The sequence below is a fragment of the Parageobacillus sp. KH3-4 genome (assembly GCF_022846435.1).
GTDB lineage: Bacteria > Bacillota > Bacilli > Bacillales > Anoxybacillaceae > Parageobacillus > Parageobacillus thermoglucosidasius_A.
On the sequence record NZ_AP025627.1, the window covers coordinates 1,387,193 to 1,412,417 of the forward strand.

Annotated in this window: 21 protein-coding genes and 1 pseudogene; 18 read left to right on the plus strand and 4 right to left on the minus strand. The window is 43.7% G+C overall.

Annotated elements, in window-relative coordinates; translation table 11 throughout:
* Positions 1 to 7 precede the first annotated feature (7 nt).
* From MWM02_RS07270 to MWM02_RS07315, 11 genes and pseudogenes are all read left to right on the plus strand, one after another.
* Complete coding sequence (locus MWM02_RS07270) at positions 8 to 1,435, plus strand: aldehyde dehydrogenase family protein (protein ID WP_244403323.1); 1,428 nt, start codon at positions 8 to 10, stop codon at positions 1,433 to 1,435.
* 39 nt (positions 1,436 to 1,474) lie between these two features.
* Positions 1,475 to 2,464 (plus strand): zinc-dependent alcohol dehydrogenase, encoded by a 990-nt coding sequence (locus MWM02_RS07275; protein WP_244403324.1) that lies wholly within the window; start codon positions 1,475 to 1,477, stop codon positions 2,462 to 2,464.
* Positions 2,465 to 2,467: 3 nt separating this feature from the next.
* Complete coding sequence (locus MWM02_RS07280; protein ID WP_244403325.1) at positions 2,468 to 4,231, plus strand: thiamine pyrophosphate-binding protein; 1,764 nt, start codon at positions 2,468 to 2,470, stop codon at positions 4,229 to 4,231.
* A gap of 44 nt (positions 4,232 to 4,275) precedes the next feature.
* Positions 4,276 to 4,659 carry a cupin domain-containing protein gene (locus MWM02_RS07285; RefSeq protein ID WP_125009629.1) on the plus strand — a complete coding sequence of 128 codons (384 nt, stop codon included), beginning with the start codon at positions 4,276 to 4,278 and terminating at the stop codon, positions 4,657 to 4,659.
* A 177-nt stretch (positions 4,660 to 4,836) separates the two neighbouring features.
* Positions 4,837 to 6,036, plus strand: a complete 1,200-nt coding sequence (locus MWM02_RS07290; RefSeq protein WP_244403326.1) for a CaiB/BaiF CoA transferase family protein — start codon at positions 4,837 to 4,839, stop codon at positions 6,034 to 6,036.
* A 45-nt stretch (positions 6,037 to 6,081) separates the two neighbouring features.
* Positions 6,082 to 7,098: a TRAP transporter substrate-binding protein gene (locus MWM02_RS07295; protein WP_244403327.1), complete on the plus strand. Its 1,017-nt coding sequence runs from the start codon at positions 6,082 to 6,084 to the stop codon at positions 7,096 to 7,098.
* Positions 7,099 to 7,179: 81 nt separating this feature from the next.
* Entirely contained in the window at positions 7,180 to 7,764 is a 585-nt protein-coding gene (locus MWM02_RS07300) for a TRAP transporter small permease (protein WP_244403328.1), read from the plus strand.
* Between the two features lies 1 nt (position 7,765).
* Positions 7,766 to 9,049: a TRAP transporter large permease gene (locus tag MWM02_RS07305; protein ID WP_125010850.1), complete on the plus strand. Its 1,284-nt coding sequence runs from the start codon at positions 7,766 to 7,768 to the stop codon at positions 9,047 to 9,049.
* Between the two features lie 308 nt (positions 9,050 to 9,357).
* Positions 9,358 to 9,495, plus strand: a complete 138-nt coding sequence (locus MWM02_RS19595; RefSeq protein WP_481861750.1) for a UPF0236 family transposase-like protein — start codon at positions 9,358 to 9,360, stop codon at positions 9,493 to 9,495.
* A gap of 339 nt (positions 9,496 to 9,834) precedes the next feature.
* Positions 9,835 to 10,088, plus strand: a pseudogene (locus MWM02_RS07310) (aldehyde dehydrogenase family protein); the annotation flags it as partial.
* A gap of 106 nt (positions 10,089 to 10,194) precedes the next feature.
* Positions 10,195 to 11,184: a zinc-dependent alcohol dehydrogenase gene (locus tag MWM02_RS07315; protein WP_244403329.1), complete on the plus strand. Its 990-nt coding sequence runs from the start codon at positions 10,195 to 10,197 to the stop codon at positions 11,182 to 11,184.
* A 272-nt stretch (positions 11,185 to 11,456) separates the two neighbouring features.
* On the opposite strand, the gene MWM02_RS07320 is transcribed toward MWM02_RS07315, so the two are convergent.
* Positions 11,457 to 12,782, minus strand: coding sequence for an MFS transporter (locus MWM02_RS07320; RefSeq protein WP_244403330.1), 1,326 nt, complete (start codon positions 12,780 to 12,782; stop codon positions 11,457 to 11,459).
* A 568-nt stretch (positions 12,783 to 13,350) separates the two neighbouring features.
* Here MWM02_RS07320 and MWM02_RS07325 point away from each other — a divergent pair.
* The 3 genes from MWM02_RS07325 to MWM02_RS07335 all read left to right on the plus strand — a co-directional run bounded on the left by MWM02_RS07325 (position 13,351) and on the right by MWM02_RS07335 (position 16,256).
* On the plus strand, positions 13,351 to 14,127 hold the full coding sequence (locus MWM02_RS07325) for an IclR family transcriptional regulator (RefSeq protein ID WP_244403331.1): 777 nt from the start codon (positions 13,351 to 13,353) through the stop codon (positions 14,125 to 14,127).
* A 510-nt stretch (positions 14,128 to 14,637) separates the two neighbouring features.
* A complete protein-coding gene (locus MWM02_RS07330; protein WP_244403332.1) occupies positions 14,638 to 15,666 on the plus strand; it encodes a LacI family DNA-binding transcriptional regulator in 1,029 nt (342 codons plus the stop codon).
* Between the two features lie 26 nt (positions 15,667 to 15,692).
* A complete protein-coding gene (locus tag MWM02_RS07335; protein ID WP_090949970.1) occupies positions 15,693 to 16,256 on the plus strand; it encodes a shikimate kinase in 564 nt (187 codons plus the stop codon).
* Positions 16,257 to 16,408: 152 nt separating this feature from the next.
* Here MWM02_RS07335 and MWM02_RS07340 read toward each other — a convergent pair whose 3' ends face one another.
* The gene (locus tag MWM02_RS07340) at positions 16,409 to 16,789 is read right to left on the minus strand and encodes a hypothetical protein (RefSeq protein WP_244403333.1); all 381 of its coding nucleotides are present in this window, start codon (positions 16,787 to 16,789) and stop codon (positions 16,409 to 16,411) included.
* Between the two features lie 192 nt (positions 16,790 to 16,981).
* On the opposite strand from MWM02_RS07340, the gene MWM02_RS07345 reads away from it, so the two are divergent.
* Genes MWM02_RS07345 through MWM02_RS07355 form a run of 3 tightly spaced genes read left to right on the plus strand, consistent with a single transcriptional unit; the run spans position 16,982 to position 20,393 of the window.
* Positions 16,982 to 19,024 carry a glycosyltransferase family 39 protein gene (locus MWM02_RS07345; RefSeq protein WP_244403334.1) on the plus strand — a complete coding sequence of 681 codons (2,043 nt, stop codon included), beginning with the start codon at positions 16,982 to 16,984 and terminating at the stop codon, positions 19,022 to 19,024.
* Between the two features lie 12 nt (positions 19,025 to 19,036).
* Positions 19,037 to 19,999 carry a glycosyltransferase family 2 protein gene (locus tag MWM02_RS07350; protein WP_244403335.1) on the plus strand — a complete coding sequence of 321 codons (963 nt, stop codon included), beginning with the start codon at positions 19,037 to 19,039 and terminating at the stop codon, positions 19,997 to 19,999.
* Entirely contained in the window at positions 19,971 to 20,393 is a 423-nt protein-coding gene (locus MWM02_RS07355) for a GtrA family protein (RefSeq protein WP_244403336.1), read from the plus strand. The genes MWM02_RS07350 and MWM02_RS07355 overlap by 29 nt, the downstream gene beginning before the upstream one ends.
* Positions 20,394 to 20,544: 151 nt before the next feature.
* On the opposite strand, the gene MWM02_RS07360 is transcribed toward MWM02_RS07355, so the two are convergent.
* A complete protein-coding gene (locus MWM02_RS07360) occupies positions 20,545 to 21,786 on the minus strand; it encodes a glutamate-5-semialdehyde dehydrogenase (protein ID WP_244403337.1) in 1,242 nt (413 codons plus the stop codon).
* Positions 21,783 to 22,907, minus strand: coding sequence for a glutamate 5-kinase (proB, locus tag MWM02_RS07365; RefSeq protein ID WP_244403338.1), 1,125 nt, complete (start codon positions 22,905 to 22,907; stop codon positions 21,783 to 21,785). The genes MWM02_RS07360 and proB overlap by 4 nt, the downstream gene beginning before the upstream one ends.
* Positions 22,908 to 23,442: 535 nt before the next feature.
* Here proB and ilvD point away from each other — a divergent pair.
* Positions 23,443 to 25,119: a dihydroxy-acid dehydratase gene (ilvD, locus tag MWM02_RS07370; protein ID WP_244403339.1), complete on the plus strand. Its 1,677-nt coding sequence runs from the start codon at positions 23,443 to 23,445 to the stop codon at positions 25,117 to 25,119.
* The last annotated feature ends 106 nt before the right edge of the window (positions 25,120 to 25,225 follow it).

Sequence of the window (25,225 nt, forward strand, 5' to 3'; positions counted from 1 at the left end):
TGATACAGTGAAAAAAGCGCAACCATATATTAACGGGAAATGGATCGATTCCAATCGACAAACGGTTCCTGTGAAAAGTCCATATTCTGGAGAAGTAATTGGAGAGCAGTTGCTTGCCACGGCGGAAGATGTGGAAAGCGCTTTAGCGTCCGCCTATGAGGCAAAAAAAGAGATTGCTCGCATTCCAGCGTACGAGCGCTCCAAAATTTTAAAAAAAGCGGCGATGTTGTTAGAACATAAAAAGGAAACATTTGCAAAGGCCATATCCCTTGAACTTGGAAAGCCATTGAAGAATACATTGGATGAAGTGTCGCGTGCAGTTGAAACATTAGAACAATCGGCTGAAGAAGCAAAACGCTTGATCGGCGAAACGATACCGGGAAATGCTTCGCAGAGGGGAACGAAAGCGCTTGCGATGACGTTTCGCGTTCCGGTTGGTGTGGTTGCTGCGATTACCCCGTTTAATGCGCCGTTAAATCTCATCTGCCATAAAATTGGTCCAGCGTTTGCCGCGGGCAATAGTATCATTTTGAAACCTGCTCCGCAGACTCCGCTGATTGCAGCAGAATTGCTGAACTTATTGCTGGAAGCGGGATTTCCTGAGCGCGGCATGAACATGGTGCTCGGCGGAGCAGAAGTTGGTCAGCAGATTGTCAAGGATGACCGCGTCAACGTAATTTCATTTACCGGTGGAGTCGTCGCAAGTAGAAGTATATGCAAGCTTGCTGGAATGAAAAAAGTGCTTCTTGAGTTGGGAGGAAATGCAGCGACCATTGTTCATGAAGATGCTGACTTAAAGCGTGCTGCATCGCTTTGCGCAAAAACAGGATATAGCAACTCCGGGCAAAGTTGTATTTCGGTTCAACGCATTTATGTTCACGAGTCTGTTGTCGAACCGTTTACTAAATTGTTAAAAGAAGAAGTAGAGAAGCTGAAAGTCGGTGATCCGTTATTGCCGGACACAGATGTTGGTTGTTTAGTGGACGAAAAAGCAGCGGAGCGCGTTATGAACTGGATTCAGGAAGCTGTTGATTCAGGGGCAACGCTTGTATGCGGAGGAAAGCAGTATGGCGCGACTGTAGAGCCTACCATTCTTCTCAATCCTCCGAAACGCAGCAAAGTTGTTTGCGAAGAAGTATTCGGTCCTGTTGTCAGCATCCTTCCTTATCGTACGATTGAAGAAGCCATTGCAGAGACGAACGATTCATCTTTTGGCCTGCAAGCCGGGCTGTTTACGAATCGCATGGATATCGCTTATCAAGTCGCACATGCGTTAGAAGTGGGCGGAGTTGTCATTAACGGAACATCGAATTTTCGGCTTGATCATTGGCCATATGGCGGAGTAAAAAACAGCGGAATTGGCCGCGAAGGTCCTCGCTATGCGATCGAGGAGATGACAGAATTAAAGATGATCGTCTTTCAGATTCCGGAATAGATATGCCGTTATCAGCAAAACAAACATGGTGGTGGACATATGATTGAACTATATGTGACGAAGCCAAATGAACTTGAATTGCGCCATGTAGCTCCTCTACGCGCTCCTAGGGATGATGAGGTGAAAATTCAGCTTATTTATGGAGGAATTTGCGGTTCTGATTTAAGCGTTTTCAAGGGAAAGCTTCCGCATGCAACATATCCTGTACGGCCCGGGCACGAACTGCTAGGAGTTATAGTCGAAAAAGGAGAAAACGTGGCGTATGACATAGGAACGCGCGTCGTTGTCCTTCCTAACACGTATTGCGGAACGTGTGACTTATGCGTAAAAGGCTATACGAATATATGCCGAAACAAAAAATCGTTAGGTGTTAATGTCGACGGAGGTTTTTCACAACAGTTTCTCATTTCTTCGAAGTATGTGTTGCCTGTCCCTGATGGCTTGCCAAATGAAAGAGCGGTATTAATTGAACCGTTCGCGGTCGTTGTACACGCATTTAAGAAAGTAAAAATTACGAAAGATACAACAGTCGCAGTTATCGGTTGTGGCAATGAAGGAATGTTGGCGATAGCATTAGCGCACCATTTGGGAGCAAAGGTTACAGCGATTGATATTAACACAAAAAAATTTGATTTAGTAAAAAAAATCGGGGATATCAGAACCAGATCCCCTTTAGAACTGCAGCACGAAAAGTTTGATATCGTATTTGAAGCGGCGGGAACAAAAAGCGCGGTGGAACAAGCGATTCGAATAACGAATCCTGGCGGTGATGTCGTTTTAATAGGATTAGCGACAGAAGCCATTTTCCCAGTAGTTCATATTGTACGCAGTGAATTGACGATCCATGGAACGATTATTTATCAGTTCCCAGATGATTATTTACAAGCTATCGAATATTTGCGAGATCCTTCCTTTTCTATTGATCCCGTTGTTTCAAAAATTTTGCCAGTCGCTGATTATCAACAAGCTTACAAACTAGCGGCTTCTGGAAATGTCGGCAAGGTCATTTTAAGTTTCAAGGAGGTATAACGGATGAAAGAACTTGTTTCCCATCAATTAGTCAAATATTTAGAAAATCGAGGTGTAGAACATATTTTTGGTCTTTGTGGCCATACGAACATCGCTGTATTAGCTGCTTTAGAGAAAAGCAAGATTAAGTTTGTAAACGTAAGACATGAACAAATTGCCGCTCATATGGCGGATGGATATGCGAGGGCGAAAAAGACAACATCAGTAGTGTTGTGCCATGTTGGTCCGGGATTAACAAATGCAGCGACTGGAGTTGCCAATGCGGCGCTTGATTCCATACCAATGGTTGTGATTGCCGGAGATGTACCAAGTCACTATTATGGGAAGCATCCGCACCAAGAAATCAATCTACATGCAGATGCGTCTCAATATGAGATTTATCGCCCGTTTGTGAAACGTGCTTGGAGAGTAGATAAGGCGGAATTATTTCCAGAAATTCTCGAAAAAGCGTTTCAATTGGCGGAAAGCGGCAGACCGGGACCGGTTTTAGTATCAGTGCCAATGGATGTTTTTTCAAAAGAAATTGATATTTCGCTATTTGAAAAACAATATCGCCATACAAAAGCGCTGCATAAACCTTCGATCGATGAAGAAACAGCAAAACAAATTGTAGAAAAATTGTTGAATGCAGAACGTCCACTGCTTTACGTCGGCGGCGGTATCATGCTGGCTGATGCTTCGAAAGAATTGAAAGAGTTTGTTGAACATCTGAGCATTCCGGTAGCTTACACGCTAATGGGGAAAGGAGCCATTTCTGATGATCATCCGTTAACGCTTGGAATGTCGGGCTTTTGGGGCACGAAATTCGTTAACGATACTTGCCGCAATGCCGATGTGATTTTAGCGTTGGGGACAAGATTCTCGGAAGCAGATTGTAGTTCTTGGGAGTCTGAGTATACATTTAATATTCCGGCGACAAAGTTAATTCATATTGATATTGATCCAAACGAAATCGGCAGAAATTATCCGACGGAAATCGGGGTAGTGGCTGACCTGAAGCAAGCTCTCACTGTTTTAAATCGCGTTGCCAAAGAAATGGTTCCACAAGGTAGACAAAATTATGAACTGAAACAACAGATTGCTCAGTATAAACAAGAATTTAGAAAAAGCAACGAAGAACATATTCGCAACGATAGTTATCCGATGCGGCCAGAACGCATCCTGCAAGAAGTGCGCGAGGTTGTACCGAGAGATGCCTATATCACGACAGACGTTGGCTGGAATAAAAATGGAGTCGGGCAGCAGTTTCCAGTATATGAAGCGGGGACGATTCTAACACCTGGCGGATATGCGACGATGGGGTTTGGTGCCCCTGCCGCGTTAGGTGTAAAAATTGCTCGTCCGGATAAAGTGGTCGTTTCGTTAGTTGGTGATGGAGGTTTTGGTCAAAATCCAGCCGTTCTTGCTACCGCTGCCGAAGAAAATATTGCTGTTGTATGGGTGATCATGAACAACTATGCATTTGGAACAATTGCAGGTCTGGAAAAAGCGCATTTTGGCACAACGCACGGAACCGTATTTCAGAAGGATGGAAAGCCATATTCACCGGATTATGCAGGCATTGCCAAAGCATATGGCATTGAAGGGATTAAAATTCAATCAGCGGAGGAATTTAAGCCAGCTTTAAAACACGCGATTGAGGCCAATAAACCGTTTGTCATTGATGTCGAAATGGTGAATGTCCCAACACCAACGTCCGGTCATTGGAACATTATGGATATTTACTCTCCTGGCAAGAAAGTGCATCATGTATCGGTTGATATCTGAAAATTAATTCTTAATATAATATTTAGAATATTGGAGGGTTTGGTGTGAAGATTAAAGTTCTTGATCCGTTCAAAGATGGAAAAGAGCTATGGTTAGGTCTAGATAAGCCTGAACTAAACCAAATTCGCAAAGTATTTCAGCTAATTACTCCTGAAACGGTAGGAGCAAAACATATTATGGCTGGGCTTACCATTTTTGCACCTGGGGAAGCAAGCTCTCTTCATAATCATCCGGGATCAGAAGAATTGGATGTTGTTATTAAAGGATCAGGGGAAGTTGTTGATGCAAACGGAAACCGACGGTCATTTAAAGAAGGGGATTATATGTTTATCCCGGATGGGGAATATCATCAGCATATAAACACGGGAAATGAACCGCTATGGTTATTATGGTGCTATAGTCCACAAGGTAATTTGCCTAAGGACTAAAGATGAACGGAGAATCACTTTCTCCGTTCATCACGCTCAAGAAGGAGGATATCAATTAAATCCATTATATACGTTACCGTGATATTGATCAAAAAATTATTTAACAATCAATATTGTGAATGCGTTTAAAAACGAAGGCATGTCACCACTTTCATTCATAAAGAAAGAGGGAGGAATATGGGCAGACTACCGCTCGAAGGGGTTAAAGTATTGGACGTATCGACAATGATCGCTGCGCCGTTTGGTGCTGTATTACTTGGGGATTTTGGCGCTGATGTCATTAAAATCGAGATGCCGGGGAAAGGAGATACATTGCGTCATGTAGGTCCTTTTCTTAATAACGAACCGTTACGCTGGCCCGGATTAGCACGAAACAAAAAATCGCTTACTCTCGATTTGCGCAAAGAAGAAGGAATGGAAATTTTTAAGAAGCTAGTAAGCAAAGTTGATGTTGTTATTGAAAATTTCCGACCAGGTACGTTAGAAAAATGGGGAGGAGGATACGATGAATTAAAGAAAATCAATCCGAATCTAGTAATGATTCGTGTATCAGGTTATGGGCAGACAGGTCCATTCCGCGAAAAAGCTGGATTTGGGACACCTGCTACTGCTTTCAGCGGATTTACGTATCTTCAAGGATTTCCAGATCGACCGCCTGTCAGCCCTCCTTTCTCGCTAACCGATTATATTACCGGTATTTATGTTGCGTTTGCGGCAGTGACCGCCCTCTATTATCGGGATGTAAATCCAAATGGCGAGGGGCAAATGGTTGATATTGCATTATATGAATCAGTATTTAGAATGTTGGAGTTTTTGATTGCTGAATATGATAAGCTGGGCAAGATCAGGGAACGTTCCCCGGGGTTGACAGGCCATTCTAGTCCAGCTGGAACATTTATGACAAAAGATGGTCACTGGGTAGTATTAGTTACAAGCACAGATTCTACATTTGAGCGGCTTGCAAAAGCAATGAACAGGGAGGATCTTTTAACAAACGAAAAGTTTTGTACAAATGAACGGAGATTGCAGCATAATGACGAAATAAACCAAATTGTCGCTGACTGGATTCGGACAATGCCACGAGAAGAACTTTTACAACTGCTAGATAAACATGGTGTCCCTGTCAGTCCAATCTTAAATATTAAAGATATTTTTGAGCATCCACATTACAAAGCACGTGAGAATATCATTGAAGTGAAGCATCCTCGTCTTGGAAAAATCAAAGTTCCGGGAATTATTCCAAAGTTTGAAAAGACACCAGGAACTGTTAGATATATTGCTCCTGATTTAGGAGAGCATAATCAGGAAATTCTCCAAGAGATGTTAGGGTTGTCACCAGAGGAAATACAGGATCTTCAAGAGAAAAACGTCATATAGTGAAATTTACTATTTTTAACAAAATACAGAATGGAGGGTGATAAAATGAAAAAGCTTCTTATGTTATTACTTATTTGTATGTTGCCAATGGTTGGTTGCTCGAATGATTCTAGTTCAGAAGAAAAAAGTGAGGGGAAAACAACAAACTCGAAAATAATAAAATTGGCAGTTGCTACATCCAAGGATCGTTCTCTTACAAAGGGATTGTATAAATTTGCAGAAATTGTAGAGAAAGAAACGGGTGGCTCAATTAAAGTAGAAGTGTATCCAGATGGACAGCTTGGAGGAGATTTGCAGGTTTTTGAAGGGTTAAAGATGGGCACTATTCAAGGAAGCACTATGTCGACAGGACCAATTTCATCGTTTGCTCCACGCTTTGCGGTACTGGATTTGCCATTTTTGTTTAAGGATGCAGAAACCGCTTACAAAGTTTTGGACGGGGAAATTGGAAAAGAATTGCTTGAGGATTTACCAAAAGTTGGAGTTATTGGCCTGAATTATTGGGAGAATGGCTTCCGCCACTTGACAAATAATGTACGAGAAGTAAAAAGTGTGGATGATATCAAAGGATTAAAAATTAGAACACTAGAAACTAAACTTCATATTGACTTATGGAAAGAACTGGGTGCCAATCCTGTACCGATGGCATATACAGAATTATTTACAGCATTAGAGCAACATGTTGTAGATGGACAGGAAAATCCAGTTGGAAACGTCGCGACAGGAAAGTTTTATGAAGTACAGAAATATTTAACAAAAACAGGTCATGTATACAATGCAAGTGTATTTTTGATTAGCAAAAAGTTTTGGGATACGCTTTCTGATAAAGAACGAGAAATTATCAGAAAAGCTGCAGAGGAAGTAAAAGATTATCAGCGAAAACTAAACCAAAAAGAAGATAAAGAAGCGTTTGACTATTTAAAACAACAAGGAATGGTAATCACTGAATTAACGCCAGAAGAAAAACAAAAATTTATTGAAAAAGTGCAACCAATTTACAAAAAATATACTCCACAGTTTGGAGAAGACCTTGTTAATCGTTTATTAGAAGCAGGAAAGTAACTGGTGCTTGATAACTCTTAAGAGGGAGTCTCCCTCTTAAGAGTTATTTTCCAATCATTATCGGTAAGGGAGGGAGTGCAAATGCAAAAAATCATTCTTATGATTGATAAGCTGTTGAATGTATTAATGGCGTTATGTTTAGCCTTCATGTCAATTCTTGTATTTGGTAATGTGGTATTACGTTATGTTTTTCATTCTGGAATTACGTGGTCGGAAGAAATGTCGCGTTTCCTATTTATTTGGATGGTATTTTTAGGAGCTATTGGTGCTTTGAAGGATAATGATCATTTAGGAGTAGACGTGCTGCTTAAGAAACTGCCGTCGGGTGTTAAACGAGTCACCTTTATTTTAAGCAATGCAATCGTTCTTTATGTATTATGGTTAGTTCTTGATGGTAGCTGGAAAGTAACTATGACTAATATGCACAGTACAGCACCTGCAACGGGTTTGCCACTGGCTTGTGTTTATGGAATTGGTGTTGTTATGAGTATAGGGATGGGGCTCATTATATTGTTTAATATTTATCGCGTCTTGTTTCAAATTGATGCCGTAGAAGAACTTACTCGAATGAAAGAATCGGAAGATGAAATTATGGAAGAGGTTCATGAGAAAATCATGGAATCGCATCATGTTCACAGGCAAGATGTTGCTGGAGGTGAAAGATAAGGTGGCATTTGCTGTTTTTGTTGGTTCGTTGATTGGTGCTATGGCACTAGGAATGCCCATTGCTTTTGCACTTTTATTAAGCGGTGTTGCCCTGATGTTTTATCTTAACATTTTTGATACTCAGATTATCGCACAAAATCTCATTAATGGGGCTGATAGTTTTTCCATGCTGGCGATCCCTTTCTTCATTCTTGCGGGAGAATTGATGAATGCAGGTGGAATTTCCAATAGAATTATTAACTTTGCCATGTCTCTCATTGGTCATATCCGTGGAGGATTGGGGTACGTAGCTATTATTGCCAGCATTCTTTTTGCAGGTTTATCTGGTTCAGCAGTAGCGGATACAGCGGCTCTCGGTGCGATTCTTATTCCGATGATGGTGAAGGCAGGTTATGACAGAAAACGGTCTACTGGTCTTATTGCGGCTGGCGGTATTATTGCACCGATCATTCCACCTAGTATACCGATGATTCTCTTTGGGGTAGCCAGTGGTGTATCGATTACTAAATTATTTATGGCAGGAATTGTCCCAGGACTTCTCATCGGCTTATGTTTGGTGATATGTTGGTGGTTTATGGTAAGAAAAGATCAGGTAGAAGTTTTTCCACGTAAATCTGTGAAAGAAATATTATCGGCTACTCGTCAAGCCATCTGGGCGCTTCTATTGCCTGCTATTATCGTTGGAGGGCTTCGTGGGGGAATCTTTACTCCTACAGAGGCAGCTGTCGTGGCCGTGTTTTATGCGCTATTTGTCGGTATGTTCATTTATCGTGAATTGAAAATACAAGATTTGTTTAAAGTGCTAGTAGCTTCAGCAAAAACAACAAGTGTGGTAATGTTTCTTGTTGCAGCAGCAATGGTATCGGCATGGTTGATAACGGTCGCGAATATTCCTGCAATCGTAACGGAAATGATTGAACCGTTCATAGAGAATAAACTCCTGCTTTTACTCGTGATTAATGCAATAGTTTTGATAGTTGGCACAGCTATGGATTTGACGCCTACTGTTCTAATTCTTACTCCTGTTTTAATGCCTGTTATTGAAAAAGCTGGAATTGATCCGGTGTACTTTGGTGTACTTTTTATACTCAATAATTGCATCGGATTGCTTACTCCTCCAGTTGGTAGTGTGTTGAATGTAGCCTGTGGGGTGGGGAAAATAGGAATGGAAGATATTATGAAAGGAGTATGGCCTTTCTTGCTAGCGGAAGTACTTGTTCTCATATTGCTCATTTTGTTCCCATCGATTGTTATAGTTCCTCTTCAATGGTTTACAGGCATGTAACATGTCTAGAAGTAGCACATTGTTTTCAACTAGACACCTAAACGAATAATTAAGTGTGAGTAAAATGTTTGTTGGAGAAATCCCTAGATTCCCCGATGAGGGGTAGGGAACCTTAAGGGTCTGGCACTCTTCACTGGGACCACCAAGCGAAAGCGCGGTAGGAACTATAAGCAAATGAATAAAAAGGGCTCTCTCCCTGTTTATGACGATGTTTGTGACTTAAAAATCCAAATAGGAGGGGAGAGTCCTATGAGTCACGATAACACAAACTCACTATCTTTAAGAGAGATTGGAGTGGGAGTTTTTTCGTGCTTGCAGGAACGTTTGCGGAGTTACTGGCTCACCTACTGGAGGACATCGACCAACAAGTTGGCCAACAGCTGGATAAACAGCGGTATCTTTTGAAAAACAAACGAAGCACAATCCTTCAAACGATGTTTGGGTAAAGTGGAGATTTGACGGAATTATTATTTCGATCACCGCGACGCTTACTTTGGTCATTCAGAAAATGGTTTATTTGCCTCTTATTCACTCATCAAATGAACAAATTCAAAAATTCCCACAAAGTCTTAATTGACTCGAGGAAATATATTATATTGACAATGTTTACAAAAAAACATATAATGTTCGTGAATGGTTGAACTTTCTAAATTTACTAGATCGATCTAACAAGATGTTGGAACGAAAAATAATCATATCCGTGATTTCTATCATTTATTATTGCTTGGCGATGTGCATGGAGGAGCGGTAGAAAAGGCGATGTATTGTTTTAAACAGGGTTGCTCTTTAATGCGCATCTAGAAATTGGTTCAGCGTTTGCCGCGGGCAATAGCGTCGTTTGGAAACCTGCTCCGCAGACTCCGTTGATCGCAGTTGAATTGCTGAAATTATTGCTGGAAGCGGGATTTCCTGAACGCGGCGTGAACATGGTGCTTGGCAGGGCAGAAGTTGGCCAGCAAATTCGAAAAGATGACCGCGTCAACGTAATTCGTTTACCAGCGGAGTTGTCGAAAGCCGAAACATATATAAGCTTGCTGGGCGGAATTAGCCGTGAAGGTTTTCGCTATGCGATCGAGAGATAACAGGAATTAAAGATGATTGTCTTTCAGATTCATATGTCTTGTCAAAACATGGTGGTGGACTTAATGATTGAACTATATGTAACGAAACCAAACGAACTCGAATTGCGTCATGTAGATTCTCTACGCGCTCCTAAGGATGATGAAGTGAAAATTCAGCTTATTTACGGCGGAATTTGCGGCTCTGATTTAAGTGTTTACAAAGGGAAGCTTCCGCACGCAACCTATCCTGTACGACCTGGTCATGAATTGTTAGGCGTTGTAGTCGAAAAGGGAGAAAACGCGGCGTATGACATAGGAACGCGCGTCGTTGTCCTTCCTAACACGTATTGCGGAACGTGTGACTTATGCGTAAAAGGCTATACGAATATATGCCGGAACAAAAAATCGTTGGGCGTTAATGTGGACGGTGTTTTTTCTCAAGAGTTTATCATTTCCTCTAAATATGTTTTATCGGTTCCTGATGATCTACCGGATGAAAAAGCAGTGTTAATTGAGCCGTTTGCCGTTGTTGTTCACGCTTTCAAAAAGGTAAATATTGCGAAGGATACGACAGTCGCAGTTGTTGGCTGTGGCAATGAGGGAATGCTAGCAGCGGCGTTGGCACATCATTTAGGCGCAAAAGTTACTGCGATTGATATTAACCCAAACAAATTTGAACTTATAAAAAAGGTCGGGAATATTCGCACACTTTACCCTTATGAACTACAACATGAAACGTTTGACGTCGTATTTGAAGCAGCGGGAACAAAAAGCGCGGTGGAACAAGCGATTCGAATAACGAATCCTGGCGGTGATGTCGTTTTAATAGGATTAGCGACAGAAGCTACTTTTCCGGTAATTCATATTGTGCGCAGCGAATTGACAATTCATGGAACGATTATTTATCAGTTCCCAGATGATTATTTACAAGCTATCGAATATTTGCGCGATCCTTCCTTTTCTATTGATCCTATTGTTTCAAAAATTTTGCCAGTCGCTGATTATCAACAAGCTTACGAACTAGCGGCTTCGGGAAATGTCGGCAAGGTCATTCTAAGTTTTAAGAAGGTATGACGGATGAAAGAACTTGTTTCCTATAAATTAGTAAAATGTTTAAAATTTAGAAAATTGAGGTGTAAAAGATAATTTTAGGATTTGTGGTCATACGAACATCGCTGTATTAGCAGCTTTAGAGAGAAATGTGAAAGTGTTAAGGAAAAATTAGGCATTAACCGAACAACGTTATGAAACAAGAATGTAATAGGATTGAGGCAATCATAAAATATGGCCGGCTTTACATATCTTTCAACGAAAAAGCCGACCTTCATTAATGTCATTTGTATTTTTTATTGAGTACTTATGTTTTTCTTGTCATATCTCGTAGAATTCTCCAACATAGGTTCGATTGGCTCAAGATCAGTAAGCAAAAATACGTAGCTGAAAATACCAATAATCAAAATTACCGCTGCTACTAGAAAAGCGTACATAAATGATCCAGTTGCCTGCACAATAAATCCAGTGATAATAGGAGCAAGAATGGCCATAGAGTTATTTCCAAACGTTAAAATTCCTACCAGTGTTCCTACCGTTCCCTGTGGAGCAATGAAGGTTGGAATACTGTAAGCGATCGATGAAGTAATGACAAGACCGCCAAGAGCAATGGAAATACAGAGTATCGCAATGTTTGGATTACTTGTAAATGCTGCTCCGATGACAGACATACCAAGAAGCATGCCGATTACAAGGAATGTTTTACGTACACGTGTCGGATTATAGCCTTTGTTTACTAAACGGTCAATTAGCCATCCTCCTATCACAAGTTCTGAAATAGTTCCTACAATCCAAGGAATTGACGAATACCATCCAGATTTTAATATGGACATATGCATTTCCGTGACAAGATAACCAGGAAGCCACGTGAGAAAAAGAAACCATGAGTAACCGTACGCGGCAAAACCAATGAGCGCCCCCCAAACTTTCCGCTTTGTCAATAAGTATCGAAGATTTTCCCATACATTTCCTGGTGGTTCACCGATTTTTTGAGAGCCGCCCTCTACAATATATGTGTACTCTTCTTTCGAAAGTCGCTTGTCTTCATGCGGATCCCGATATGAAATCCAAAACGCAACGGCATAAATCAGACTGAGAATCGCAGTGGCATAAAAACCTGTCCTCCATCCCCATTCGGATACAACCCAAGCGATAATAGGGGTACCGATTGCGTTGGACAGTTTGGATTGGGCATCAAAAAGTGCAATGGCTGTTCCTCGTTCGTTACGGGGAAACCAGTAACCAATCGCTTTTGTAGCAGCTGGAAAATATGGGGCTTCCCCGATTCCTAGTAAAATTCGCGATAAAATGACAAGTCCCTGACCGCTGGCGATCGCGGTGAGAAAACAAGCGGCTGACCAAATAATGGTACCAATTCGCGCCACCCATTTGACACCAATTTTATCTAGCAAAGTGCCCGCAGGAATTTGAAGAATGGCATAAGACCATGCGAAGGCGGATAAAAGAATCCCAAGTTGTCCAGGAGTTAAATGGAATTCTTCTGACAATGGCTTTAACGCAACAGACATATTGATGCGATCAAAATAATTGACAATGACCCCAACCGCAATTAAACAAGCTATGGCCCAGCGTCGTTTTTTCACTGCGTATTCACCATCCATAATATTTATGGTTATTTGTAAGCGTATGTATTTATGAATCTATACTTTTATGGCACCTCCTATACGTAAATGTCTAAGAAAGATCATCAGTATATTCCGTTATATGTAACTATATTCCGTTATACGGAACAACTTTTGACTGAATTATAGCAATTTTTTTGCCATCTGTCTAGATATAAACAAGAATTTTTCAACTTTTCTAAATCAATTCCGTGCTTATGCATATTTGTTGGATTTGCATGGCATTGCGAGATCTTCCACAACGATAACAGCATTATTTCAATTGGTAAAACGGGAAGTTCCTGTTTGCGTCTTTCTAACGGAATAATGAAGAATACGATAATGTTTCGGCACTCCAACTTTATTAAGTTTAGGCCAAGGGAAATATCTGAAAGCTCTTGATAAACAAAAAAGAACGAATGTAAAATGTACTTGAATAGTTCCATATAAAGGAATTTATTTTCGGTTAATGGAACAAAAAGGAGGAACTTTGTCGAAAAACATTTTTTGACACCCATGAAACGGCTACAATCGTTGATATATCAACCTTTATAAAGGGAGGTTTTTTATGATAAAAGATTCTAATGAGCAAGATAGTAAAAAAACAGAAACAGGGTTACGTACCGTACAAAGGGCGATCGATATCTTGTACTGCTTTACTTTAGAAGAACAGGAACTGTCCTTAACAGAAATCGCTAATAAAATTTCGCTTGCGAAATCTACTACTACCAGATTGTTATCTACTTTGGAACAAAATAATCTAGTGGTCAAAGATCCGCTTACCTTAAAGTACCGTCTTGGCGAAGGAATATACTACCTTGGATATGTTGCTGGAAAGTCGATTAAAATCAGAGAAATTGCCAGACCAATCATGGAAGAAATACGGGATAAGACTCGCGAAACGGTAAATTTGTATGTTTTGGAGGAAAATTCACGAGTTTGTGTCGAACAATGCGAAGGACTTCAGTCCATTCGACATATCGTTAAAATTGGAGAACAATTGCCATTGTGGACAGGTGCTGAAGGAAAGGTGATTTTGGCTTATCAATCCCTTTCTTTTCAACAGAAAATTTTTGAGCAAGTTCCATCTAAAGAACGATTAAATTGTTTAAAAGAAGAAATTGAAAAGATTAAGTTACAACGTTGTGCTTTAAGTATAGATGAACGAGAAGTTGGTTCTGCAGCGGTTGCAGCGCCTATTTTCAATATCAATGGAGAAGTTAGGGCATGTTTATCTGTTTCAGGCCCTACTAATCGATTCACTCCTGAAGTAGTAGAAAAATATAAGCTATTGGTCAAAGAAGGAGCTAAAGTGATTTCAGAAAAGTTAGGATATCGAGAATAGGGAGAGAATATCCTGCCAGTCCGATTCGAATATTAAAGGTATTTTTGAATATCCCCCCTTATCAGGATCGTGAGAATAACATCAAGGTAAAACACCCGAGACTTAGGGAAATAAAAGTTCCTAGATTGTTCCGAAATTTGGAAAAACACCATGGACTATTCGTTATATTGGCCCAGATTTAGGAGAGCACAATCAAGAAATGATGGGATTGTCACAGGAAGAAATACAAAAACTTGAGAAAAGAACGTAATATAGTTGTTTTATAGCACATTGTATATTAGCCCACCTGGCAAGTTGGCACTCGATCAAATGCGTCTTTAGAAATTGGAGTGACCAAATAGAAGGGGCTTGTTTTATGAATGAAATGAACTTAGTTCGTTTTCATTCACTACTAATTGACAACGTTTGTCAATAAAGTTTATACTCTTATTTGACTAATTTATACATAAGGAGTAGATTGTGAAGCAAGAAAGATAATGACGCATCTAATTGGCAAGCAGGTGTTGATGGATGACAAAAAAAAAGCGCTCTCGCGTTACTTTGCAACAAGTAGCCAAGCATGCCGGTGTGTCGCGGGCGACAGCTTCCCTTGTTGTTCGTGGGAGTACAGCTATTTCCAAAGAAACACGGGAAAAAGTATTAAAGGCAATGAAAGAATTAGGGTATGTGTATGATCGGGTGGCTGCAAATTTACGGTCGCAGCGTTCTTCTACGGTGGGATTGATTATTACGGAAATCGGCAACCCATTTTTTTCTGAATTGTTAGTCGGTGTCCATGAGGCGCTAGATAAAGAAGGATATACTGTCATTTTGGGAACGACGTTTGATTCTCCAGAGAAACAAGATGCACTTTTGTCAACAATGCTTGAACATCGGGTGGGTGGTGTCATCATAAGTCCAGTGCCTGGCTGTTCGGTGGACATGGTCGAGCGACTAAAACAGTGGGAAATTCCAGTTGTATTAATAGCGAGGGAATTGCCATCTGGGGAACAATTTGATTATATTGGAGTTGATAATGTAGAAGGCGGTAGGTTAGCCACGGAACATTTAATTCAGCAAGGACATCGTCGCGTCGCTTTTCTAGGCGGTTTTTCGAATTCATCCGTATGGAGAGATCGAAAAAAAGGATATTGCGAAGCCTTGGAACAAGCAGGCATCGAAATAGATGAGTCACTGTTCATACAGACGTTTGCGACAAGGCAAGGAGGAATGGAGGCAATCAAACGGGTTTTGCAACATCCCGATCCGCCAACGGCAGTGTTTTGCTATAACGATGTGGTTGCGTTTGGTGCATTGCTCGGTTTAAAGGAAGCGGGAATGATTCCGGGGCGCGATATAGCGGTTGTCGGTTTTGATAATATTCAAGAGTCCGCCCTGTTTCACCCGCCTTTAACGACGGTCTCGGCGTTTCCGGAACAGATTGGTATTCATGCGGCGGATATTTTGCATCGGCGCATAACCGGTGACACAAGTGAACCGAAACGCCTTATTTTAAAACCGGAACTTGTCGTACGAGAATCAAGTTCATTGAATTTTTAGATTGCTTTAAAAGGAAGGACACTAATATGGGGGCATATTCGAACATTCCTCTGCGCGAAAGAAATATCGTGCTAATCGGTTTTATGGGAGTAGGGAAGACAACGATCGGTCAGCTTGTAGCGAAAAAGTTGTATCGTGATTTTATTGATGTAGACCAAGAGATAGAAAAGCGGCATCATATGTCGATTCCAGACATTTTCGAACAAATGGGCGAAAATTATTTTCGCAAAATAGAGAGAGAATTGATTGTGGATCTTTGCACTAACACTCGATTAAAGATTATTTCCCTTGGGGGAGGCGCGTACTTGCAAGAAGAAGTTAGAAATGTTTGTTTGTCCCACTGCATCGTCTTTTTCCTAGATTTATCGTGGGAGTGTTGGAAAGAGCGCCTTCCATTAATTGTTGATAATCGTCCTGTGCTAAAGAATAAAACATTAGAAGAAGTCGAACAATTATTTTTCCAGCGGAGAAATGTCTATTCCATCCATAATTCTCGTGTGTTAACCAACAATCTTGATCCGGAAACAGCCGCAAATGAAATTGTCGAGTCGATCAAGTGGACATGGGAAGTGTACGAACCGAATGAGTAAAGCAAGCTTTGTTTCAACCACGATCTGAATGTGGGGAGCTATTGTTCAGACAACCGGCTGATCGCTTATTTATGATGCAAAATGAGATAGCGAGTCTGCGATGGCAGGCTTGCTTTTTTATATGGCAGACAACGGGAGAGGAAGTAAGAAGATTATTGCTGCCGGTACAACTCGCGGATTTTCCGTTCATGCTGGAGCGTTTTGCTTGAGAGGAAATCGACCGTTTCCTGTGTTTCTGACAGTTCGATGCGCAGGTTGTCCACTTTTGTTTCCAAACGATTAAATCGCTCATCCATTTTTTCTTCTAGTTTTCCGACCATCTCTTGCATTTCTGTTCTCAGTTGGTTTCCCATCTCTTTCATTTCTGTTCTCAGTTGGTTTCCCATCTCTTTCATTTCTGTTCTCAGTTGATTTCCCATCTCTTTCATTTCCGCTCTAAGCTGGCTACTTATTTTTTGCATTTCTACATGAATATGGTCAGAATGTAATTCCAATGCCTTCAAAATTTCTTTTAACATAGTTTCTTGTTCCATTCTCTCACCTCCTTCAATTCCCATTATAAAAAAAGAAAGTAGAAAAGGAAAATCTATTTTTATGTGATGTTAGTTGCAACTCGAATCACGTATGCAGCAGATGAAATTTTTCACTCAATTTTCACCGTCCTGTTGTATGTTGGAAACATGCCAAAACGCGATGACGAATCGAAAAAGGGAGTGAGTGAGAAAATGAAATGGAACAGGCGGGTGGATGGCTGGCTGATTGTTATTGTTCTTATCTCTATTTTTCTCCATTTCTATAATATCGGCAATGCGGGGTCAAACGTATATTATACCGCGGCGGCGAAAAGCATGACGGAGAGCTGGAAGGCATTTTTCTTTGCATCGCTTGATCCAGAAGGGTTTATTACCGTTGACAAGCCGCCTGTCGCATTATGGTTTCAAGTGTTAAGCGTGGCTGTATTTGGTGTGAGCGATTGGAGCGTCTTGCTTCCGGAAGCGCTCGCTGGCGTCGGTTCGACGCTGCTGATTTATTTTATTGTCAAGCCATTTGCCGGCAAGGTGGCCGCCAGATGGTCGAGTTTGATTTTTGCTTGTACCCCTATTTTTGTGGCGGTAGCGCGAACAAACAATATTGATGCGATTTTAATTTTCACTTTGTTGGCGGCGGCATGGGCGCTGATGAAAGCCGTACGGAAGCAGCGGCTTTCATGGCTGCTCGCAAGCTTTGCGCTCGTGGGCGTGGGGTTTAACATGAAAATGCTGCAGGCGTATATGGTGTTGCCGGCGTTTTATTTGTTCTATTGGTTGGCAGGAAAAGCGTCTTGGAAAAAGCGAATCGGGCATTTAATGGCTGCTACTGTCGTCGTCTTGGCTGTTTCGCTTTCCTATGCGGTCATCGTCGACGCGATTCCGAAAGATAAACGCCCGTATATCGGCAGCAGCCAGACGAATTCGGTGCTCGAGCTGGCTCTTGGCTACAACGGGATCGACCGTTTAACCGGAGCAGCGGGGCCGGGCGGAAAACGGGACATGCGCAGCGACAACGAATTCCAAGATGGGAATGGACAAATGAATCATTCCACAGATCCATCTTCTCATTCATCGCTTTCTAATCCGCAAAATGATTCATTACATAGTCCGCCAAACTTAAACGGGGAACGGCCGATGGGGGCATTCCGCCCGGGCGGCGGGCAGCCTCCGGGCGGAATGGGAGGCATCGGAAGAGGAGAAACGGGAGAACCTGGTGTGTTCCGCCTGTTTCAACAGCAATTAGCTGGACAAATCAGCTGGCTTTTGCCGTTTGTGCTGTTTGCCGCCATTGGGTTGTTCGCGTCGATCCGCCGGCAGCGGGCGATCACGCCGTTTCACCAATTTATGCTGTTTTGGTTCGCCTGGATCGTTCCGATGGCTGTGTTTTTTAGCGTCGCCGGGTTTTATCACCGCTATTATTTAAGCATGATGGCGCCGGCGATCGCGGTGCTGGTCGCAGTCGGAAGCGAGTTGCTGTGGCAGTTTTACAAAGAACAGAACGGTTTCTGGCAATGGCTCTTTCCTGGCGCGCTGCTGATGACGTTTTTGTTTGAGTCGTACGTTGCATTTCAACACCGCTCTTCATTATCAAGCATTTGGCCGCAGGCGCTTGCGCTCTATGGATTGGCCATGTTTTGTTTTCTCATTGCATTTCGCCATCAAAGGAAAGCGGTGCGCTATTTAAAAATAGCCAGCTTGTTGGGCCTTCTTGTCATGCCGTTTTATTGGTCGCTCACCCCGCTTTTGTATGGAGGCAATAGCGCGATTCCGTACGCCGGACCGGATTTAAAACGCCCGGACGCATACGGGCGGCGCGCTTTCGGAAGCGGGGAAGAAAGGGAAGTTACTTCTGATTTGCTTGCGTATTTGGAAAAGCATTATAATGGCGAGAAATATTTAGCGGCAACGATGCGCGCCAATACGGCGGCCGAGCTGATGTTAAAAACAGATAAAGCGGTCATGGCGATGGGCGGATTTTTAGGGACAGACCCGGTGTTGACAGCGGAGCAATTAGCGAAAATGGCGAGAAACGGCGAAGTGAAATATTTTCTTATCTCTGGGTTTGGCGGAGGCGGCGAAGGCAACAAGGAACTGATTCAGTGGATCGAGACGCATTGCCAAGAAGTGCCGCAAGCGGAATGGCAAATGAATGCGGCTACAACGAAGCGCTGGAGCGAACAGGATGAAATGCCGTCACCGATGGGACGCGGTGTGAAGCTTTACGAATATAAAGGATAGGAGGTATGGGGTGTGGTAAAATATTCTGTGGTGATTCCGGTATATAATGAGGCGCTTGTCATTCGCGAAACATACCGCCGGCTAAAGCGCGTGATGGAACAAACCGATGGGCCGTATGAACTGTTGTTTGTCAATGACGGAAGCGAAGATGAAACCATCGACATCCTAAAAGAGCTTGCCGTGAAAGATGAAACGGTCAAATATGTGGATTTTTCTCGCAACTTTGGCCACCAAATCGCGATTACCGCTGGAATGGATTACGCATCGGGAAAAGCGATCGTTATTATTGACGCCGATCTGCAAGATCCTCCGGAGTTAATTTTGGAAATGATCGAAAAGTGGAAAGAAGGCTATGACGTCGTGTATGCCAAACGAGTGAAACGAAAAGGGGAAACGATGTTTAAAAAGGTTACCGCCTACCTGTTTTACCGGGTGCTGCGGGCGGCGACCGAAATCGACATTCCTGTCGATACCGGTGATTTTCGCCTCATTGACCGGAAAGTGCGCGATCAGTTAGTCTATATGAGAGAGCGGAGCCGCTTTGTCCGCGGGCTCATAAGCTGGGTCGGATTCAAGCAGACAGCCGTGGAATATGAGCGGGAGGAGCGGTTTGCCGGGGAAACGAAGTATCCGCTCAAGAAAATGATCCGTTTTTCGCTTGATGGAATCACATCGTTTTCGTACAAACCATTGAAGCTTGCTAGTTTGTTAGGCTTTTTCCTTTCCGCCTCAAGCATGCTCGGCATCATCATCACTTTATATTTAAAGCTGTTTACGCATTCGACGGTGGCGGGATGGGCGTCGCTTTTAATGGCAACCTTATTGTGCAACGGCGTTATGTTTATAATGCTTGGCGTGATCGGGGAATATATTGGCCGCATCTATGATGAAGTAAAACAGCGCCCGCTGTATATTGTCAAAGATACATGGGGAGTCGGAACCAAGTATGAAAAAGTACCGTTTTATATGGAATGAGCGAGAAAACATGCGAACGTTATGGCGCTTTTGCCTCGTCGGGGCCGGAAATACGCTTGTGGACTTTATTGTCTTTTTCCTTCTTACCTCGTTGGGTGTTTCCGCGCTATTGGCGCAAGTATGTTCTTATACAGCCGGCGTGGTCAACAGCTATGTGTGGAACCGGATGTGGACGTTTCAGGTCAAACGAAAAGCAAACATCGGAGAGTTTCTTCGTTTTCTCATCGTCAATGTGCTGTCGCTGGCAATGACGCTTCTTCTGCTCTTTCTCTGCCGGGATGTTTGGCATTGGCCGCTGTTTGTCGGAAAACTGATCGCGACGTTAGGAGGGATTGCCGTCAATTTTGCCGGCAGCCGCTTTTGGGTGTTTGCCTCGAAGCCGTCCCATTCTTAACATGGGTGTACGACAAACTTTGGACTGTACATCCATGTTAGATTGGTTCGTCGTTTGGTAGGTATGCCGATATTGGACATATGGCGCTCGCCGCTATTATAGAGTAAAAGCCGAATCCATCGCTGTGGATTCGGCTCTTTTCTTTTCCTTGTTAAGAGCGAATTTGCCCCGTGCCGTAGACGAGCGATTTCGTCGTTGTAATCGCTCGCAACCCCATCGGGCCGCGGGCGTGAAGCTTCTGTGTGCTAATGCCGATTTCCGCCCCGTAGCCAAACTGTTCGCCGTCGGTGAAGCGGGTCGAGGCGTTATGGTAAAGGACGGCGGCGTCAATCGCTTGGAAAAAGAAGCGGACGTTGTCACTTTGCTCGGAAATAATCGCTTCGGAATGCTTCGTGCCGTAACGGTTAATATGGTCGACTGCTTCTTTGACATCTTGCACGAGTTTAACGGCTAAAATCGGCGCCAAATATTCGGTGTTCCAGTCTGCTTCGGAGGCTTGCTCGATAAAGGAATATGTAGAGGCAAGCCGAGAATCACCACGCAGTTCGACGCCGCGAGCGTGCAACGTCTCAAGGAGTCCGCCGATATGCGGCCAGTCTTGATGAATGAGAACGGTTTCCACAGCGTTGCAGACGGATGGGCGCTGTAATTTCGCATTTAAGACGATATCGGTTGCCATTTGTTTTTGCGCCGATTCATCGATGAAAATATGGCAATTGCCGACTCCTGTTTCTAAAACGGGAACGGTGGCATTTTCAATGACGGAGCGGATCAGCCCGGCACCGCCGCGCGGAATTAATACGTCTAAGTAGCCGTTTAAACGAAACATTTGCTGGGCCGTTTCGCGGCTCGTGTCTTCAAGAAGCTGAACGGCATCGGCAGGGACGGCGGAATCGCGCAACGCTTCTTGCATAATGTGGACGAGCGCTTTGTTCGAATGAAGCGCGGACGAACTGCCCCGCAATAAGACGGCGTTTCCCGTTTTTAAGCAAAGGCTTGTGGCATCAACGGTGACGTTCGGGCGCGCTTCGTACACCATGCCGATGACGCCGAGCGGCACGCGCACCGTTTGAATGCGCAGCCCGTTCGGCCGCGTCCATTCTTCGACGATTTCACCGATTGGGTCAGGAAGTCCAGCGACTTGCCGGACGCCGTCGACCATTTGCTCGATTCGTTCGTCGGTGAGTTGCAATCGGTCGATTAATGCCGGAGAAAGACCTTGTTCTTTTCCAAGCGCAACGTCTTTTTCATTTTCTTGCAAAATCCAGTCTTTATGTTTTATCAGTGCTTCGGCGATGCGCGTTAATGCTTCGTTTTTTTCTTCGGTGGACAGGAGGGCTAGCGCTTTTGCTGCTTGTTGCAGCTGCTTGGCTTTTGTAAGCAGTTCGTTCATTTTATAACACTCTCCTTTCGCAATGATACCCAATTATTGCGGTGGATCACTTCCGGACGATGGTTAATCGAATATTTTTTCGCTTCATTGCTAGGAAGTCCTTTGACTTTTTCTAAATCGTCAGAGGAGTAATATACTTGCCCGCGGCCGATAACGGCTCCTTTTCGGTTGATGACTTCGACGACATCCATGGGGGAAAAGTTCCCATACACTGCGGTGACGCCGGCGGGGAGCAAACTTTTTCCACGCTGCAACAAGGCGTCTTCCGCGCCATCGTCAATTTCAATTTTCCCAGCTATGGGCGCATGGTACGCAATCCATTGTTTACGCATTTGCATATGCCCGTGAAATGGCGCGCCAATATACGTCCCGTCTCCTTTTCCTTCCAAAATATCATATAGTTTTTCTTTTCCTTTACCCGTTCCGACAAAGACGCTCACACCGAAAGATAGCGCTTTTTGCGCGGCGAGAAGTTTTGATTTCATGCCGCCCGTTCCGACTGCGGAGCCGCTGCTTCCCGCCGCTTCAATCATTTCCTTTGTAATTTCCGGCAAAAACGCATATTTTTTTGCGTTTGGATTTATTTTCGGATTATCGTCGTACAGCCCGTTAATATCAGTTAAGATAATGAGCGCATCCGCGTGCAAAAAACCGCTCACGAGCGCAGAAAGCATATCGTTGTCGCCAAACGTCAATTCTTCGACGGACACGGAGTCATTTTCGTTGATGATCGGCAAAACCCCGCATTCGAGCAATGTAGTGATCGTGGAAAATAAATTATGAAACCGTTCGCGGCTGTAAAAGTCTTCTCTTGTTAATAAAATTTGCCCTATCGTAATGCCGAACCGTTCGAACGCGGAAATGTATCCTTGCATTAGCAGCCCTTGCCCGACCGCCGCTGCTGCTTGCTTTCCCGCGGTGGTGGTAGGTCGCGATGGATAGCCGAGCGGCCCAAATCCAGCGGCAACCGCGCCCGATGTAATTAAGATGACTTCATGGCCTAATTGTTTCATATAGGCGATCGCTTCGACGTGGTCGAACAGTTTTTCGTGGCAAAGAGCGCCTTTCGCGTCCGTTAATGAGCTGCTGCCGATTTTTACGACGATTCGCTGCTTTTTCATGCGCTTCCTCCTTTCTGCTTAACAACAAAAAACGCTTTTTCCCTTCCTTGCAAAAGGACGGAAAAAGCGTTCCGCGGTACCACCTTTTTTGGCGCAACATGCGCCCACCTCTTGCCCGTAACGAGGGCGGACGGCTTATGTTTGCATAAGCGGCCTTGATAGGGCAGGTTCAATCGACTTCCCGTGAGGAACCTTCCAGCCTGCGGGTTCCACTCTCTTGCACGTTCCATCGATTTACTAGTCCCGTGCCGTTTTCCGTATCAACGATTTGTTAGAAATTATCCATACAAATTCGAAAATTGTCAAGTAGTTTTCTTCAAAAATGAAGTCATAAAAATCGTGCACAAAGAGATTTGGCTTTTCGGTGACGAAGTTCATAAGACAGTGAGGGATTTTGCACAATTTATACGGACTTGACTTTTTTGAGAGAGGATGATGGTTGCTATCGAAATAAATACAATTGTCATTTTATTTAAAAAAATGGTACAATACTAAAAACATCGAGATTACAAAACTACTTATGGAGGGATTGAGATTGAGAAAGCTTCGCAGCGATATGATCAAAAAAGGATTTGACCGGGCGCCGCACCGCAGTTTGCTGCGCGCGGCAGGAGTAAAGGAAGAAGATTTTGACAAGCCGTTTATCGCCGTAGTGAACTCATATATTGATATTATTCCGGGACACGTTCATTTGCAGGAGTTCGGAAAAATTGTCAAAGAAGCAATTCGCGAAGCAGGCGGAGTCCCGTTTGAAATGAATACGATCGGCGTTGACGATGGAATTGCGATGGGGCATATCGGCATGCGCTATTCGCTGCCAAGCCGCGAAATTATCGCGGATTCGATCGAAACGGTGATTTCCGCGCATTGGTTTGACGGAATGGTGTGTATTCCAAACTGCGACAAAATTACGCCGGGCATGATGATGGCAGCGATGCGCCTAAACATTCCGACGATTTTTGTCAGCGGTGGGCCGATGAAAGCCGGCGTGACGAGCGATGGAAGAAAAATTTCGCTTTCTTCCGTATTTGAAGGGGTCGGCGCTTATCAAGCCGGAAAAATCGATGAAAAAGGCTTAATCGAATTAGAACGGTATGGCTGTCCGACATGCGGCTCCTGTTCGGGAATGTTTACGGCGAATTCGATGAACTGTTTGGCGGAAGCGCTAGGGCTTGCATTGCCGGGCAACGGAACGATTTTAGCGGTAGATCCGGCCCGGAAAGAATTAGTTCGCCAATCGGCAAAACAATTAATGTATTTGATCGAGCATGATATTAAGCCGCGCGATATTGTCACGGAAAAAGCGATCGACAACGCGTTTGCGCTTGACATGGCGCTTGGCGGCTCGACGAACACCGTATTACATACGCTGGCGATTGCAAACGAAGCGGGCATCGATTATTCGCTCGAACGAATTAATGAAATCGCTGCAAAGGTGCCGCACCTTGCCAAACTGGCGCCTGCTTCCGATGTGCATATCGAAGACTTGCATGAAGCGGGCGGCGTGTCGGCGGTGTTACATGAGTTAGCCAAAAAAGAAGGAACGCTGCATCTCGATACATTGACCGTGACTGGAAAAACGCTTGGAGAAAACATCGCCGGCTGTGAAGTCAAAGACTATAACGTCATCCGCCCAATCGATAACCCGTATTCCGAAACAGGCGGTCTTGCCGTATTGTTTGGGAACCTCGCTCCGGACGGCGCGATTATTAAAACGGGCGGCGTGCAAGACGGCATTACGCGCCATGAAGGGCCAGCGATCGTGTTTGATTCGCAAGAAGAGGCGCTTGAAGGAATCGCAAACGGCAAGATCAAGCCAGGCCATGTTGTCGTCATCCGCTATGAAGGGCCAAAAGGCGGACCGGGAATGCCGGAAATGCTTGCGCCAACTTCGCAAATCGTCGGCATGGGGCTTGGCACGAAAGTCGCGCTCGTGACGGATGGACGGTTCTCAGGGGCATCGCGCGGCATATCGGTTGGACACGTTTCTCCGGAAGCGGCGGAAGGCGGCCCGATTGCCTTTATTGAAGACGGAGACATCATTGAGATCGATATTAAGAACAGAACGATTAACGCGAAGCTTTCTGACGAAGAATTGGAAAAACGCAAAGCGAACTGGAAAGGATTTGAACCGAAAGTAAAAACCGGCTATCTCGCACGCTACTCGAAGCTCGTTACTTCCGCGAGCACTGGGGGGATTATGAAAATTTAAGTGATATTGACAAAAACCTGTTCAACGGCTTTACAGCCGATGGAACAGGTTTTTGTATTCAGAAAATAAAGAAAGCGATTACAAAAAAGTAGGAAGTGTATTATGA

Coding starts and splice junctions, on each gene's coding strand:
- MWM02_RS07275 (WP_244403324.1), top strand. CDS start 1,475: ATGATTGAACTATATGTGACGAAGCCAAATGAACTTGAATTGCGCCAT.
- MWM02_RS07280 (WP_244403325.1), top strand. CDS start 2,468: ATGAAAGAACTTGTTTCCCATCAATTAGTCAAATATTTAGAAAATCGA.
- MWM02_RS07290 (WP_244403326.1), top strand. CDS start 4,837: ATGGGCAGACTACCGCTCGAAGGGGTTAAAGTATTGGACGTATCGACA.
- MWM02_RS07295 (WP_244403327.1), top strand. CDS start 6,082: ATGAAAAAGCTTCTTATGTTATTACTTATTTGTATGTTGCCAATGGTT.
- MWM02_RS07300 (WP_244403328.1), top strand. CDS start 7,180: ATGCAAAAAATCATTCTTATGATTGATAAGCTGTTGAATGTATTAATG.
- MWM02_RS07315 (WP_244403329.1), top strand. CDS start 10,195: ATGATTGAACTATATGTAACGAAACCAAACGAACTCGAATTGCGTCAT.
- MWM02_RS07320 (WP_244403330.1), bottom strand. CDS start 12,782: ATGGATGGTGAATACGCAGTGAAAAAACGACGCTGGGCCATAGCTTGT.
- MWM02_RS07325 (WP_244403331.1), top strand. CDS start 13,351: ATGATAAAAGATTCTAATGAGCAAGATAGTAAAAAAACAGAAACAGGG.
- MWM02_RS07330 (WP_244403332.1), top strand. CDS start 14,638: ATGACAAAAAAAAAGCGCTCTCGCGTTACTTTGCAACAAGTAGCCAAG.
- MWM02_RS07335 (WP_090949970.1), top strand. CDS start 15,693: ATGGGGGCATATTCGAACATTCCTCTGCGCGAAAGAAATATCGTGCTA.
- MWM02_RS07340 (WP_244403333.1), bottom strand. CDS start 16,789: ATGGAACAAGAAACTATGTTAAAAGAAATTTTGAAGGCATTGGAATTA.
- MWM02_RS07345 (WP_244403334.1), top strand. CDS start 16,982: ATGAAATGGAACAGGCGGGTGGATGGCTGGCTGATTGTTATTGTTCTT.
- MWM02_RS07355 (WP_244403336.1), top strand. CDS start 19,971: ATGAAAAAGTACCGTTTTATATGGAATGAGCGAGAAAACATGCGAACG.
- MWM02_RS07360 (WP_244403337.1), bottom strand. CDS start 21,786: ATGAACGAACTGCTTACAAAAGCCAAGCAGCTGCAACAAGCAGCAAAA.
- proB (WP_244403338.1), bottom strand. CDS start 22,907: ATGAAAAAGCAGCGAATCGTCGTAAAAATCGGCAGCAGCTCATTAACG.